Raw genomic sequence first — 14,574 nt, 5'->3', positions numbered from 1 at the left:
CATGAGAACGGGTAGACTCCGGCCTTGTCGGCGACGAACGTGATCGTCTTGGGCTCGCCGCGCGTTACAATCTCGGTGATGTTGTAAGCGGGAATCGTAAAGCCGTGCTGATTCGACGCGCCCGGCACGAGGTTCTTGAGTGTAAGCTTTACCTTGTCGCCTTGTTCGACCGCGATCACGCTGGGCAGCCAGACCTTCGCGTCATCCACTTCGACCGAGACCAGCGTGAAGCTCCTGGTGCCGGGCTCGTCCGCCGTGGGCGGAGGCGATTGCAATCCGGGTGCCGATGGAGCGGCCCCCTGCGCCATCGCTATTCGGTTCGCGCCCGGGAGCGTGAAGGCAGCCACGACCGCGATCGCCGCCATCGTTTTCAACATTGCGTTGGTCATCGGAAGTTCTCTCCTTGTTAGTGGACCAATCTATCAACAAACTCAGCCATTGAATCGCTTCGCGAGTTTCGCCCATTCGGCGTCGTCGGTTCCCGCGCGATACGGGATGTAAAATGCGACGCGGTCCAGCAGGCCGTCGTAACGTTCCCTGACCTTGTCCGCGATGTCGTCGAAGGTGCCCGCGACGGTGTACACGTCGAGCATCTCGTCGGTGATTTCTTTGGCCATCGCGACCCACTCACCCTTGGCCGCCTTTTCGTTGAGGCGCTGCGCAACGTCGCCCCATCCGTGCGTGTCGAGCACGATCTTGTAGGTTCGGGTCGAGGCGTAAAACGAGATCTGCTGGCGGACCGCTTCGCGGGTCTTTTTGATTTCGTCCTGGTTGCGGCCGACGATCACGAAGGCCGTCGATTGGATTTCGAAATCCTTGCGCGAGCGCCCCGCCTTGTTCAAACCCTTTTCGACGTTCGGCAGTACGTATTCGCGCAGGTACTTGGGCGAGTTGAACGGATGCGCGTGCAAGCCCTCGCACAGCTCGCCGGCGAGCCGGATGATATGTTCGTTAACGCCCGCGATGTGAATCGGCACGTTCGGAAAGTTGTGCCGGGCGGGAGTGAAGAATGGCGTCATCAGCGAGAAGTTGTAGTACTTGCCCTGGAAGGAGAGCTTCGCGCCGCCCTCCGACCAGCACTTGAAAATCGTACGCAGCGACTGAAGGTACTCGCGCAAGCGCGGCACCGGCGCTTCCCACTTCGTGCTGTAGCGCCGCTCGATATGGCCCTTCACCTGCGTGCCGAGGCCGAGGATGAAGCGGCCCTCGGATAGCCCGGCGAGATCCCACGCGGTTGCAGCCGTTATCATCGGACTGCGCGGAAACGCGATCGCAACCGACGTACCCATTTTGATTCGCTTGGTGTGTTCGGCGATGAGTGCGGCCGGAAGGAAGCCGTCGTTGCCGGCCTCGGGAATCCAGATCGCATCGAAGCCTGCTGTTTCAGCGGCGCGCGCAGCAGCCGGAACATCGCGCAGGTTGCGTGTCGAAAGACCGGTGTCGAGCTTCATAGTTTTCGCTCCTGCAAGGAACCTAACCCCTAACCCCTTCCTGAGCGGGAAGGGAACCAGATTTCGAGAAGCCCGTTTTTCGGTGGGCGGACGGAATCGTAACAAAGGCTCGGGCAAACTGGCAAAGCCTGCGGCAATCCGAAAGGACCGCGCTCAGCGGCGGTTCGTGCGTCTGCGGACCATGTCCAGGGCGCGGGCGGGGTAGTCGCTGATCAATCCGTCGACGCCCATCTCGAGCAGCTCCGTCATCTCGGCTTCTTCGTTCACGGTCCAGACGTGCACTTCGACTCCGACGCGGTGCGCGAAGTCCACACTTTCCCGAGTGACGAGTTCCCACGATTCGTGGCGATGCGGGATTTGGACGGCGTCTCCCGGTGGGCGATAGCCGGCGTCGCGGGTTCCCATCGCCTGAATGAACATCCCGGATTCGAGGTACGAGAAATTGGTCGGGATATCCGGCGCCAGCTTGCGGACTTCGTCGAGAGGCGCCTGATGCTCGCTGGCGACGAGGACGTTGCGACGCATCCCGGCGCGATCGAGCACGTCGAGCATCGGCGCGACCACGCTCGGGGCGATTTGCTTGACCTCGACTATCATCCTCAGTTTTGGAAATTCCGCGAGCACTTCGAATAGGCGCGGCAGCTTGATTCCCTTCTCTCTGAATGGAAATGTCGCGCCGTCAAGCGTGAACATCCGGCCGGCGTCGGCGGCCGCAAGCTCCGCATACGTCATCTCCGGGATCACGCGATCGAGCCCGCACATCCGCTTGAGATGCTCGTCGTGAGCAACGACGATTTCGCCATCGCGCGTCATGTGGATGTCGAATTCGAGATAGTGAACGCCGCTGGCGACAGCGGCGCGAAATGATTCGAGCGTATTTTCAGGGTGCGTCCCGGCAGAACCGCGATGGCCAACAACGCGGGGCGGTGGCGGCTCGAAGAAATCGGTTTTGAGATGCTCGCGCATTTCGGGTTTTCGGCTGGGACAGATCGCAAATCCCAGCCTTAACCGGGAAGCGGCGAATTAGCAATCAATGGCGAAAAGAGTCGGAGTGGGAGCGGCTGGTAGTCAGATCAAAGCGCGCCGTTGGTCTCCGGCGTTTCGAGGCGGCTGCTCGTGATTCCGCGCAGGTGCCGGACCTTTCCCACGGGGCGATCGATCGTCACGTGGTACATATCGCCGAACTTGGAAATCGCGGGTTTGCGTTCTCCGCTCGCGATGAAGTGGCTGCCGAGATCGGGCAGCTCCGCGAGTGCAGACTGGTACTGATCCTTGATGTCCTCGAATATCGCCTTCATCCGCGGCGACACCTGGTGATTCTCGCCGAGTTTCTCGGTCAGAGGATTGACCCAGGCGCCGTCTTTTTCCATCGCGAAGTGGAGATGAGGCCCGGTCGATAGCCCGGTCGAGCCGACATTGCCAATGACCTGCCCGATATGAACGTAACCGCCCGGCTTCAGCGCCGGACTGATCTTCGACAGGTGACCGTAGATGCTGACCATCTGATGCTGATGCTGGATGCGGATGCAGTTGCCGAGCTCGCCCTGCCATCCCGCGCTTATGACAGTGCCGTCCGCGACACTCTTGACCGGCTCGCCGTACTTCGCGACCAGATCGACGCCTACATGCGGACGGTATTCGTGCAGAATCGGGTGATAGCGATGGAAGGTGAAGCCGGACGAAATGTACTGGAAATTGAGCGGGAACTTCAGCGACTGCGGGCCGAGCGCGTGGCCTTGTTCGTCATATAGATGAGGACGGCCGTGTTCATCCGAAAATGAAATCGCCGTCAGCGTACGGCTCCCGAAACGGATTTGTGCCGCCTGCACATCGCCGACGAGCGTGTACGAGCCGTCGCGGCTGACCTTTTCCTGGTAAATCAGCTTGACCGCGGAGCCGGGCGCGAGCCGGTTCAGATCGTGGCGATCCGAGAACGCGTCCTGTAGCGAGTCGACGATTGGCTTGGGGATTCTGTTCTCAGCGGCCGCGCGCTGGAAGTTGTCTTTGACCGCGAACGTCATCTTGATCGGGCGAATGTAATATTCGATCGGTCGAATGGCGGCCTTGAGGACGCCCGCGCCGAGGCTCGCGCCGATGACCGTGCTATTTTCATCGAGATCGTACTTGAGGCCGCGCATCTCGCCGGTCTCGGGATCTTTATATAGGGTCAGCGGGTGCCCGCTATGGAAATACCGGTTCGCGGTAATCTGCTGGATGTACGACGCCCACTGATGCGCGTCGCCCGGCTCCATCCCTGCGTCGCGAAGATAGCTCTCGATAGGCGCGGTGCGGTCGAGCATCGTGCTGATAGTGATCGACTGAGGAGCGGGCTCGGCAGTCTCGGCCTGCTCGATGACGTCAGTGCCGTCCTTGCCGGCATCCATCTGGGAGCTGAGGGTATCGAGCGGGGAAGAAAAAGTCTGCGGATTTGCTTGGAAAAAAAGGAACAGTGCGGTGGTGGACGCAATCAGAGCGACGGCTAAAGCCGTAACTGCGCGTGGATATCCACCGAAGCTTCTCCCCCGAGCCGCCATAGTCATCGACGGTAGGTGATTCGGCTATCCAACGCAACCCTAGCGTGTCACAAGTTCGCTGTTCCGGTTACGGTAGCGACAAAAATTCACGCGCTTACGGTTACAAAGGTTACAAATCAACCATCGCCGTGAATCGGCGCCGCAGTATCAAGACAGAATGCACTACGGACAATTGCGAGCAGCCCGATAGCCCTCCTGCTCCGCAGCTTCGCGGCTCGGGAACAGGACGCGATTCTCGGGCGCCATCTTGTCGTAGGTGCTGCAGCCGGGCCATGCGTAAATCTTGCTCCGTCGATTACCGACGATCTGGCCCGCGACGGTCGATGAGCTAATAACCGGCGCCGGAGCCAAATTCGCCGCGTGAGCTGCCTCGTTGGGACGGGCGGGCTGCGTCCAGAATTCATTCAACAAGCTCGCCAGCCTGAATCCCGCCTTCGCAAGCTGATGGCCAGCGATCTTATCGGCTCGATCCAGGTATGCAGAGTTAAGCTCCACGGGACGCCCGACCGGGTTGAGGCAGGCGTTGACGGTTGGTTGGCAAGGTTCGATCGGGATGTGCAGCGGGTCGTAGATCTCGGAACGCGCCACTTGATTCGATTCCCACGCGATATCGTCGGCGGAAATCCACGAATTTGCGTCTTTTCCGGACGGATATGTTAGTTCAGATGCATACGCCAGTTCCAATTTGTGGGCAGTTGTCTCGGGCCTTCCGCTGTCGATGTCATACTCGAGACGGCGCACGACGGTGGTGTCCCAGACTGCGTGAAGATTCGTCTCGCGGGAACGCGATTCGACCATCACGCAGTTGCCGCCGCGGTCGGCGTCGTTCGCGGCATGCAGCGGCTGATGGATGTCGCCGACCAAGTGGATGAGGAACGCCAGATCCCCCGCGGCGCCGAAGCGGTCGTAGTTTCCATCCTTCAAGCGCTTCGAGTACTCGTCGATTTTCGCGGTGACGCAGTTTCCGCCGGGGCATCGCGCGGGAACATCTGCCCGCCGATCCTGCAAACAAATGTCGATGAAGTGCCAGGGCGCTGTCGATTTATCTTCATCACGGAACTCGAAATCCGGTCGGTTCGAAGCCTCCTCCATCGCAGTGGCAATGGCTTTCTTGTCGGTGGACACGCCGAGGATACTCGCCACATGAGTTTGCGCTGCGGGCGTGAGATTGTCCGCCGCAATGACCGCGACAATTTTGTGCCCGTCAGATCCCCACGCCCACGCCGACGCAGGGAAGAGCAGGAATGCGATGACGAGGTTCGCAATACAACGGGCTGGAGAATGCATGCGGCACCTATAGCACCATCGGTCATTAAAATTGTTACTGTCGAGCTCGATGCCAATAGCTGCGATTGATCTCGGCCGCCGCCGGATTGGGGTCGCTGTCACTGATGCAGCCTCGATGGGGGCGCATCCGGTGGGGATTGTCGAGCGGCGGGCGCTCAAGTATGACCTCGACGCGATTGCTGCGATGCTGCGCGGACGGGACGTCAGCACAATCGTCGTCGGGCTTCCGCTCAACATGGATGGCAGCGAAGGGCCGGCTGCAGTTTCCGCGCGGAAATTCGCCGCGCACCTGGCGCTTGAGCAGCACGTCACCGTCGAGCTGTTCGACGAGCGATTGACGAGTTTCGAGGCGCGCGAACGCCTCGCGAACATGCCGGCGCGGAAGGGCGCGCGGAAGACTGGGCTCGACGCGCTCGCGGCAGTCGTCATCCTGGAAGGCTGGATGCAGGCGAATCGGGACAAAATCCCGCACGGCGATAAATAGCGCGGGCCGCAAGCGACGCAGTAAAAGTTAGTCGGGAGCCCCCGGGCGGCCTGGGGCTCCCTCTGGTTAGTGTTTCCGCGCATCAGAGCGCCAGCTTGGCAAACGACATGACGATGTACGCTATCGTCATGACGCCGAAGACCACGCCGGGGAACTCTTCCAACGCGCGGTAGCGGGCGATCCGCAGACCCTCACCGACTTCGGCCTGCTCGACTGTCGCCGGGGTGCTGATCACCACCTGTTCGTTGATCGTCGAAGCCATGATCGTCTTACCTCCTTTGCCCTCTCGGGCCTTGCAAAAAGGAGGCGTAATTTAGGGGGGAACGAGCGCGATCAGTGGTTTGTTACGTTGTAACGCGAGACCGCGGAGACCGGTCTCTTATAGCCGCCAGGAGACAGGAAACCTGTCGTCGGGAACGTACGAGCAGACGGCGCCGGTCTTGATCGTGGTGGAGAGCAGCCTTCCCAGATCGCTGTTCTGCTCGGAGATTCGCTCGAGCGCCAAGCGAATCGCCCTCGTTACCGCGACGCGGGCGCGTTCCGCACTGGAAGCTGCCCTGCGATCGCGGCCGCCAAGACCGACGGCGCGACGGATCTCGTGTGCGAGCGCTGCCTTTTCGTCTTCTGCCGTCGCGATGCGTTCCTCGTCCTTGAATTCGCGGGCTTCTTCGAGTTCGTCTTCGAGTTCGGTCAATCGGCGCTGATAGTCGGCCTTCGCTGGCGCATCGAGCATCTCACCCGCATGCCCTAGGTCGCCTGCGAGCACTCCGGTTCGCGCGAGGTCTTCGGCGGTCGCAGCGTCCGTAACTTCCTCGCTTGCTCCGCCTGAGCCAGTCGCCAGATCGAGCGCGCGGATCTCCTCGCCGGGGCGCCCGAGCAGATGAGCGATGTAGTGGTACCCCTTTGCATCTTTTAGCCGCCAGGTCTTCCCTTCGTAGGCGACGGTCCAATACTCGCCCTCGCGGCGGAAGATCGCTGGGCCCTGGGCGTCCTCTGGATGCTCTTGCCTTTCTGTTCGCGATGGCGAAGCTGGTCTGTCCGCTTCGACCCGCTCAACCCACCGCTCACCTGCGCCGCATCGTCGATAGATTTCAATCGCCGCGTCGAGCTTCTCATTCGCCCGCGCGCTCGCGCCCGACGCATTCAGCGCCCGGCCCCAGTAATGCCGCGCCTCGGCTTCCTCGAATGGCACATGATATTGGCGAAAAATCTGTACTGCTTTTTCGAACTGCGTCTCCGCGTCTTCGTATTTCCCTTCAGCCGCCGCGACGACTGCCTCCGCCCGCGCGACCTTGCCGGCCAGCCCACGCCAGTCCTCCCCATTTCCAAGTATCTCGCGGCAACGACTGAGGTGCGGGTGCCCGCGCTCTGGGCAGCCCATCTCAGCATATATTCCGGCAAGAAATGACCCCGAATGCAGTAGTCCTGGAACGTCCCGTTCCTCGTCCGCGATTCGTCCCAGTCTCTCGGCTCCCGCGAGGTCGCCAAGAAGCTGTCGAATCTTGGCAAAATGATTCGCGATTGAACCTTGCTCATCGCGGCTTGAGACTCGCCGCGCCTGTTCAAGATTTCGGGCTACGTGAATCTCGGCCTGTTCAAATTCGCCCGTCGCGATGTGCCACCTGACTGCAACAAAAGAGGACGATAAGTCCGCCTCTTCCCAGATGCGCCTCGCTTGGTCGAGCTCTCCGCTCTCAACATATGCGTCAAATAGATGAGCGAGCAGAAGCAGGCGAGGAGTGGTAACGTGAGCGAGCCGCGGTTTGGCAAGCTCGCGATGAAGCCAAAACGGAGCCTCCGTGGGGTCCAGTAGAGTCACCCGCAGTGCTGCGGAATTCCATGCTGCACTGTGTACCGACGGAGCATCGACGAGCCTGTTCGCGCGATTCGATGCTTCATCAACTAGAGTCAGAGCTCGCGCGAGTCGCCCCGCGTGGAATAGCTGAATCGCCTGCAAACATGAGGCATTTATCCAAATCTCCTCATTGCGGATCCGCTCAGAGATGTCCATCGCCACGCGTGACCATGCGAGGCTCTCTTCTCGGAGCATGAGATGTAGCGCAGCCATCGCCATTCCTGCGTATAAATTGGCTTTACGTGCCGAATCCACTCCCTTTCCCAAAATCGCCTCGGCTTTCCGATAGTGTTCCATGGCCTCGGAAGGATTTCGGATTGCGGACCGCATTGCCAGCGCTGCCCCCATCCGCGAATGCACCAGAGCGGCGCGTTCTGTTTGTCCGGACTCCTCGTAGATCTTCAATGCGCGAGCCAGGTATTCCATGCCTTTCGGATCTGAAAGATCGGTGACGTACATCAGCGTGGCGAGACGCTCGAGCAAGCGCGCTTGATTCTGCGGCTCGATATTGTGCTGCTCCATAAGTTGGAGCGCGGCTTGCCAACTTAGCTTTGCGTCTTCGTAGGCAAATATCCTGTAGGCGACTTCGCCCGCATCAATCGAATAATCGATGGCTTTTCCGGCGACGCCGGCCGCTCTGAAGTGATATGCCAGTTGCGCCCGGTGTGGTTTTAGATCGCCCTTATAGATTTCCTCGATCGCCGCTCCGATTTTGCCATGTAACTGGATGCGCCGATTCGCTGCCAGGTCATCGTAGAGCACTTCACGGATGAGCGCGTGGGAGAACTGCTGGCGCGCGAACCCCGGCGCTCCAGCTCTCAGAACTCCGAGCCGTACGGCTTCATCTGTCTGCTCGACTATCTGCTCCGGCGAGCGCCCGGAAACCATCTCCAGCAATCGAATGTCGAACTCATTTCCGACCACCGAAGCGATCGACAACAACGCCTTGGCTTCCTCGGAAAGCGCAGCCAATTGGCGTCGAATCGATTCCCGCACTCCGTCCGGGATCTTGAACGCGCTAGCGTCGAACGCGGTTCGCGCAAGCTTTCCTTCCGCAGCAAGCAGCCGCACGACCCCATCAACAAACAAGGGATTTCCCTCGGTTGCGCGATACAAATCTGCGGCCAGTTTGTCGTCTGCTTTCGTTGCCGAGCTGCGTTCGATGAACTCGCCGACCTCGGCCTGGCTGAGCCCTGCGATTGAAACCGTCCGGCCTTCGCGGATCAGGTCACCGATTAGCTTGCCCAGTTCAGATGACTGCCTGACTTCGGCATCGCGATAGGTGCCAACAATCAGCATCCGTGAGTCCTTTGACTCCCGCGCGACAAACCGGAGCATCTGCAGCGAGGGTTGGTCTGCGTCGTGCAGATCATCGATCACGATCAACAACGGCTCACTGCGCGCGACATTCTTGAGCAATGTCGCTACCGAATCGAACAGCCGAAAGCGCGCCGACTCCGCGTCTGTCGTCGCCTTGGCCTCTTCGAGTGACGGGAGTGAAAGTCTGATCTCCGGAATCAGTCGCGCGATTTCACTTGCGCCGGAACCGAGCAGTGCTTTCAGATCCTCGCCGTCGCGATCATCAACGCATGCACGGAGTATCTGGATGAACGGCCAATATGCCGGCGCCCCGCCACCTTCCCAGCATCGGCCCCACAGCACGCGCATCCCGCGCGCAGCAGCTTCGTCGGAGATCTCTTCAGCGAGACGAGTCTTGCCGATGCCCGGCTCGCCACTCAGCAGAAACAGTTTGCCGTGACCAGCGCCGACGTCGTCCAGACCGGCCAGAAGCTCTGCCAGCTCGCGCTCTCGCCCGACAAACGCATTATGCGACGGCTGCCGATCGAATGTGTTCCGAGAAGTCATTCTTGAGGTGCTGCGGTTCACCTTGACCAAGGACGTTTCGACAACTAGAGGCGGGGGGCGCAGCGCCTAGGTTTAGCACTCGAGCGGGGAAGGGTCGATAATGTCAGCAGCGACGGCGGCTGATGAAAAATCACGGCATGGAATATAATTTCGAATCAGATGAAGCTTGCTGCCGCAATTCTTGTAATCGCGATCGCTGCCGGCGCTTCGTACGCAGCGTTCTCATACTACTGGCTTAGTCCGACGGAAAAATTTGCGCCGCCGCGCGAAGTCACGATTGAAAAGGGCGAGTCGTTTCGCCAGATCGCGCGCGCGCTTGCCGATGCGGGCGTCGTTCGGAGCGAGGTCGCGCTCCGCATGTACGGCCGCGTCAGCCTTACCGCGAGCGAGATCAAGCCGGGCGACTATGCTTTCAATGGCGGCGAGCGGATTCCCGATGTCATGCGCCATCTGGTCAAGGGCGATTTTATCGTCGTGACGATCACGATTCCGGAGGGCCTGACGGTGCATGAGATTGCGGAGCGGGTGGCGCAGACAGGGCTGGTCTGCGAGGACGAATTCGAGAACGCTGCGCGCGACGGCGCGATGGTGCGAGCGCTCGGCCTGATGCCGCTCGGCGCGGAAGGCTACCTGTTTCCCGCGACCTACAAGTTTTCGCCGCACGCGAAGACTAACGACGTGCTCGGCGCGATGCTCGCGCGCTTCTACCAGGTGCTGACGCCGGAGGTTGAGGAGCGGATGTTCGAGGTCGGTCTGGACCCGCGCCGGCTGGTCACGATGGCGTCGATCGTCGAGAAGGAAGCGAAGGCGCCTGCCGAGCGGCCTCTCATTGCGGGTGTCTTCTACAATCGGCTGCGGCTTGGGATGCCGCTGCAATCCGATCCTACTGCGCAGTACGAGCTGGACGGGGCGAAGGAGTCGGCGGCGTCCGCGGTTCATACAACGTCGGCCTTTAACACCTACGACTTCACCGGGTTACCGCCGGGGCCGATCGCAAATCCCGGATTGAAATCAATCGAAGCCGCGCTGAATCCGCAGCAGACTGACTATCTCTATTTTGTCGCGCGCGAAGGCGGTACCCACGTCTTTTCGAAATCATACGACGAGCATCGCCGCGTAATCGCCAGCGAGCGGAAAGCGCCGGCCGGAAAAGAGCAGCAGCTACCGCGGTGAAATAAGGCACTTGGGGCCGCCGATTGGACGGTCGCATCTGCGTCGATTAGGCTATAATTTCATTCCTGTGGACAATCCGGTCGAGACAATTGGCGCTGCCAGCGCGCGAATCGCGCGGCTAGCCGCAATGCGCGTGATGCTGTGTGCGGTTGCGCCGGCGCTCACTGCGATCGTACTGGGATTGCTGCTCGGCACTATCGGCGACCTGACCTGGGGACAGTACGGATATTGGTTGGCGCCCGATAGCGCCATTGCGCTGAGCCTCGCATTGATCGGCGCAGGTCTGGTCGTGCTGGCGATGGGACTGCTGATGGCATTTCGGGCGTACCGGCGCGCCAACGACTTCGTTGCCGCGGCCGCCGAGCTCGACGACCTGCTGGAATGCAACCAGGAGATCGTGACCTTCGCAAATCTCGCCAATCCGGCGGTGCCGGAGCGCAGTCGTGCGCGGCGCACGCCGCTATTCCCGGTGCTGTGGCGCCGCGCGATTGCGTTGTTCGGCGGGCTGGACCTGCGGCGCGAATTCAGACTTGAAGTCGGCGCGCCGCTCAAGCGTTCGTCGATCTTCGCGGGCGTGGTCGCGCTGGCCATGCTATTTGCGACGTTGGGCCTGGTGCGCGCGCCGACGCCTGAGAGCAGAGAAGCCGCCAAGTTGCGCGCAATCGCTCAGGAAATCGCCAAAACCGCGACCAGCTCCGACGACACCGCGCTCGCGGGCAAGATCCGCGCAGCCGCCGACGCGCTGGAGAATTCCAAGCTGCCGCCCGCGGAAAAGAAGAAGCGCATCGAGGATGCGATGCGGCAAGCTGAGAAGGCCGCTGAAAAACGCAACAACAGCCAGTCTGGAAAAAATCGGGGAACCGGCAAGTCCAACGCACAGAGCGGAAACGGCGGCGGCAAGAGCCAGGGCCAAGGCAACTCATCGGGCGCAGGCACTGGCGAAGGCAAGAGCGGCACCGGATCGGGTCAGAACGCGGGCGGCAATAACCCAAGCCCCGGCAAAGGCAGCACCGGCAACAATTCAGGCAAGAACGACGGCGGAAAAGGCACTGCGAAGAACGACAAGAACGATCAGAACAAAGGCGACCCGTCGAACGTCAAACTCCAAAACGAGCTCGCCAAGGCCGAAGCGCAAGCCGAGACGGCCGACGCCAAAAATCCCGGCCCCGACAACCAGCCGGGCGACGACAAGAATCAAGGCGGCGCGAACAAGCCCGGCGATAAACCCGATCAGAAGAGCGGCAGTCAGCCCGATCCCAACCGGCCCGGCGACCTCCCGAAGCCAGGAGCCAATGGCGATCGCAATATTCCCGCGGCGGGCGGCAATCCGAAAAACAACAAAGACATGGGTTCGAACCTTGGCGATACGCATCTCGGCGAGATGCCGACGTCCACCAACGCACAGCGCTTCCTGAAGCCGGGCGAGAAGGGCGCGGGCGTCGATATCAAGGATGCGCGCTACGTTATGTTCCGGCTGCCGGGCGCGCCCACTTCCAGTAGCGGCGGAAAAACGGTACTCGACACCGATCGGCCCAAAGCGACGACGGCTTACGTCAATGCGCCGCTTGCGCCGACCAGCGACGACGCGCCGCCCGACGAACGACAACTGGTGCCGCCGCGCTATCGCGACATGATTCACTAGATTCTGCAAAGGAAGGACAACGGATGGGAGCGGCTCCTCAACAGGTTTCACCCGACCAGCGGGTGGCGGATTTTCGCAAGATTTTTTCGCGCGCCGAGAGCGAAGTTGCGCGGGTAATCGTCGGCCATCGCGAAGTCGTTCGTAAACTGCTGACCGCATTGTTTTGCGGCGGCCATATTTTGATCGAAGGCGTTCCGGGGCTCGGCAAGACGCTGATGGTCAAGGCGGCCAGCGAAACGCTCGGGCTCAGCTTCAAGCGAATCCAGTTCACGCCCGACCTGATGCCCTCGGACATCATCGGCACGCAGGTGCTGACGGAGTCCGACGGCCTGCGCGAGTTCCAGTTCAAGCCGGGGCCGATTTTCGCGCACATGGTGCTGGGCGACGAGATCAATCGCGCGACGCCGAAGACGCAGTCGGCCGTGCTCGAGGCGATGGAAGAGCATCAGGTCACGGTCTTCGGCACCACTTACGTCCTCGATCCGCCGTATATCGTGCTCGCCACGCAAAATCCGATCGAGCTCGAAGGCACCTATCCGCTGCCCGAGGCGCAGATGGATCGCTTCATCTTCAAAGTCGTGATGGGCTCGCCCAAACCCGACGAACTGCGCGAAATTCTCAACCGCACCACCGGCACCGCGCAGAACAAAATTCAGCCTCTGTTCGAGCCGGCCCGTGCGCCGCAGGCGATCGAGGATCTCAAGGGCCTCGTGCGCGAGGTGATGGTGGCCGAGCCGCTCGAGCGCTACATCATCAGCGTGATCGGCGGATGCACCCCCGGCGGCCCGGGCGCGATTCCCGAGGTCTCGCAATACTTGCGCTTCGGGCCGAGTCCGCGCGGTGCGCAGGCGCTGATTCTGTGCGCGAAGGTTAACGCGTTGCTCGCGGGCCGCGTGAGCGTGAGTTACGACGATATCGACGACGCCATTGTGCCGTGCTTGCGCCATCGCTTGCTGCTCAACTTCCAGGCCGAGGCCGAGAGCGTTTCCTCCGAATCGATCCTCGAGCAGGTGATAAAGCGGCTCAAGAAGCCGCGCACGTAGCCGATGTTCGGACTGCCTGATGAGTTTACGCCGGGATTTCTCGCCCGGCTCGAAAAGCTCAGGATCAGAACCCGCCAGCGCTATGCCGGGCTGGGCCGGGGCATGCACCTGTCGCCCAAGCGCGGCTCGTCGCTCGAGTTCAACGACTATCGCCACTACTCGCCCGGCGACGACTTCCGCTACATCGACTGGGGACTCTACGGGCGCAGCGACAAACTCTACATCAAGCTTTTTCAGGAAGAGGAAGACCTGCTCACGTATATTTTCGTCGACGCGAGCGCGTCGATGGGGTATCCGGCGGGCGACCGCAAGTTCGAATCCGCGATGCTGACTGCGCTCGCGCTGGCCTACGTTGCGCTGGCCAGCGGCGATCGCGTGATGCTGCGCGTGCTCGGCGGCAGCGGCGCAAAGGTCAATCCGTCGTTCGTCACCGGCCGCCATCGAATCGTCGAGCTTGCGCGCCGGCTGGCCGATCTCAAACCGGGCGGGCAGTTCGACTTCGCGACTTCGCTGGCGACCGAACTGCTCGCAATTCGGCGCGCGGGCAAGGTGTTTATCGTTTCCGATTTCCTGATGCTGCTCAACTCGGTGACGCGCGGGCTTGGGATGTTCACGGCGGCGTCGATGGACCTCACCGCCGTGCAGATTCTCGGCGGGCGCGAGCTTAACGGACATGGGCTGGACGGTGACGTCGAGGTGATCGATTCGGAATCGGGCGAGCGGCTGCGGGTATCGATCGGCGAGCGCGAACGCAAGCAATATCGCGAGACGATGCTGCGCCTGACGCGCGAAATAAAATCATTCTGCCTGAAGCGCGGGTTGCATTACTCGCTCTACACCACCGACCAGGACTTCCAGCAGTTCTTTGTCCGCGCGACGCGCGACCTCGGCCTGGCGCACTGAAGATTTACGATGGGACTTCTTTACCCAGGCGCGCTGATATTTTTCGCTGTCGTGCCGGCGCTCGTTCTGGCATACCTCGCCAAGGAGCGGCCGTCGCGGGTGACGGTCTCGAGCGTGATGGCGTTTCGCGCGCTGCGCGGTTTTCGGCGCGAACGTTTCGGCGGATGGCCGCGACTGGATTGGATGTTCTTCGCCGAGATTTTGATCCTGAGTCTCATCGTGCTCGCGATGGCGGGACCGTTCATCTGGAAAAAGAGTTCACCGCTGGCAGTCGTGATCGACAATTCGGCCGCGATGCAGGCGCTGACGCCGTCGGGCAAGAGCCGTTTCGAGATC

Annotated in this window: 13 protein-coding genes; 6 read left to right on the top strand and 7 right to left on the bottom strand. The window is 61.1% G+C overall.

Annotation, left to right across the window (positions count from 1 at the left end; genetic code table 11):
- From VIW95_RS01120 to VIW95_RS01100, 5 genes are all read right to left on the bottom strand, one after another.
- The coding region (locus VIW95_RS01120; RefSeq protein ID WP_331583153.1) for a cupredoxin domain-containing protein at positions 1–389 on the bottom strand (389 nt) is incomplete at its 3' end.
- A 42-nt stretch (positions 390–431) separates the two neighbouring features.
- Entirely contained in the window at positions 432–1,451 is a 1,020-nt protein-coding gene (locus tag VIW95_RS01115; protein WP_331583151.1) for a TIGR03617 family F420-dependent LLM class oxidoreductase, read from the bottom strand.
- 153 nt (positions 1,452–1,604) lie between these two features.
- Positions 1,605–2,417 carry a glycerophosphodiester phosphodiesterase gene (locus tag VIW95_RS01110; protein ID WP_331583148.1) on the bottom strand — a complete coding sequence of 271 codons (813 nt, stop codon included), beginning with the start codon at positions 2,415–2,417 and terminating at the stop codon, positions 1,605–1,607.
- A 107-nt stretch (positions 2,418–2,524) separates the two neighbouring features.
- Complete coding sequence (locus VIW95_RS01105; protein WP_331583146.1) at positions 2,525–3,835, bottom strand: M23 family metallopeptidase; 1,311 nt, start codon at positions 3,833–3,835, stop codon at positions 2,525–2,527.
- Between the two features lie 312 nt (positions 3,836–4,147).
- Complete coding sequence (locus VIW95_RS01100) at positions 4,148–5,272, bottom strand: S1/P1 nuclease (RefSeq protein WP_331583144.1); 1,125 nt, start codon at positions 5,270–5,272, stop codon at positions 4,148–4,150.
- A gap of 49 nt (positions 5,273–5,321) precedes the next feature.
- On the opposite strand from VIW95_RS01100, the gene ruvX reads away from it, so the two are divergent.
- Positions 5,322–5,756: a Holliday junction resolvase RuvX gene (gene ruvX, locus VIW95_RS01095; protein WP_331583141.1), complete on the top strand. Its 435-nt coding sequence runs from the start codon at positions 5,322–5,324 to the stop codon at positions 5,754–5,756.
- 82 nt (positions 5,757–5,838) lie between these two features.
- On the opposite strand, the gene VIW95_RS01090 is transcribed toward ruvX, so the two are convergent.
- Both VIW95_RS01090 and VIW95_RS01085 read right to left on the bottom strand, forming a co-directional pair.
- Positions 5,839–6,018, bottom strand: a complete 180-nt coding sequence (locus VIW95_RS01090; RefSeq protein ID WP_331583139.1) for a hypothetical protein — start codon at positions 6,016–6,018, stop codon at positions 5,839–5,841.
- A 117-nt stretch (positions 6,019–6,135) separates the two neighbouring features.
- The gene (locus VIW95_RS01085; protein ID WP_331583137.1) at positions 6,136–9,477 is read right to left on the bottom strand and encodes an ATP-binding protein; all 3,342 of its coding nucleotides are present in this window, start codon (positions 9,475–9,477) and stop codon (positions 6,136–6,138) included.
- A 159-nt stretch (positions 9,478–9,636) separates the two neighbouring features.
- Here VIW95_RS01085 and mltG point away from each other — a divergent pair, with 159 nt between their 5' ends.
- From mltG to VIW95_RS01060, 5 genes are all read left to right on the top strand, one after another.
- The gene (gene mltG, locus VIW95_RS01080) at positions 9,637–10,650 is read left to right on the top strand and encodes an endolytic transglycosylase MltG (protein WP_331583135.1); all 1,014 of its coding nucleotides are present in this window, start codon (positions 9,637–9,639) and stop codon (positions 10,648–10,650) included.
- A 67-nt stretch (positions 10,651–10,717) separates the two neighbouring features.
- Positions 10,718–12,292, top strand: a complete 1,575-nt coding sequence (locus VIW95_RS01075) for a hypothetical protein (protein WP_331583133.1) — start codon at positions 10,718–10,720, stop codon at positions 12,290–12,292.
- 23 nt (positions 12,293–12,315) lie between these two features.
- Positions 12,316–13,335, top strand: coding sequence for a MoxR family ATPase (locus tag VIW95_RS01070; protein WP_331583131.1), 1,020 nt, complete (start codon positions 12,316–12,318; stop codon positions 13,333–13,335).
- A gap of 3 nt (positions 13,336–13,338) precedes the next feature.
- Positions 13,339–14,238, top strand: coding sequence for a DUF58 domain-containing protein (locus VIW95_RS01065; protein ID WP_331583129.1), 900 nt, complete (start codon positions 13,339–13,341; stop codon positions 14,236–14,238).
- Between the two features lie 9 nt (positions 14,239–14,247).
- The coding region (locus tag VIW95_RS01060) for a BatA domain-containing protein (RefSeq protein WP_331583127.1) at positions 14,248–14,574 on the top strand (327 nt) is incomplete at its 3' end.

It is taken from the genome of Binatus sp. (SeqCode) (assembly GCF_036522015.1).
GTDB lineage: Bacteria > Desulfobacterota > Binatia > Binatales > Binataceae > Binatus.
Note: the sequence above shows the minus strand (reverse complement) of the source record. Positions and strands in the feature narration are given on the sequence as shown.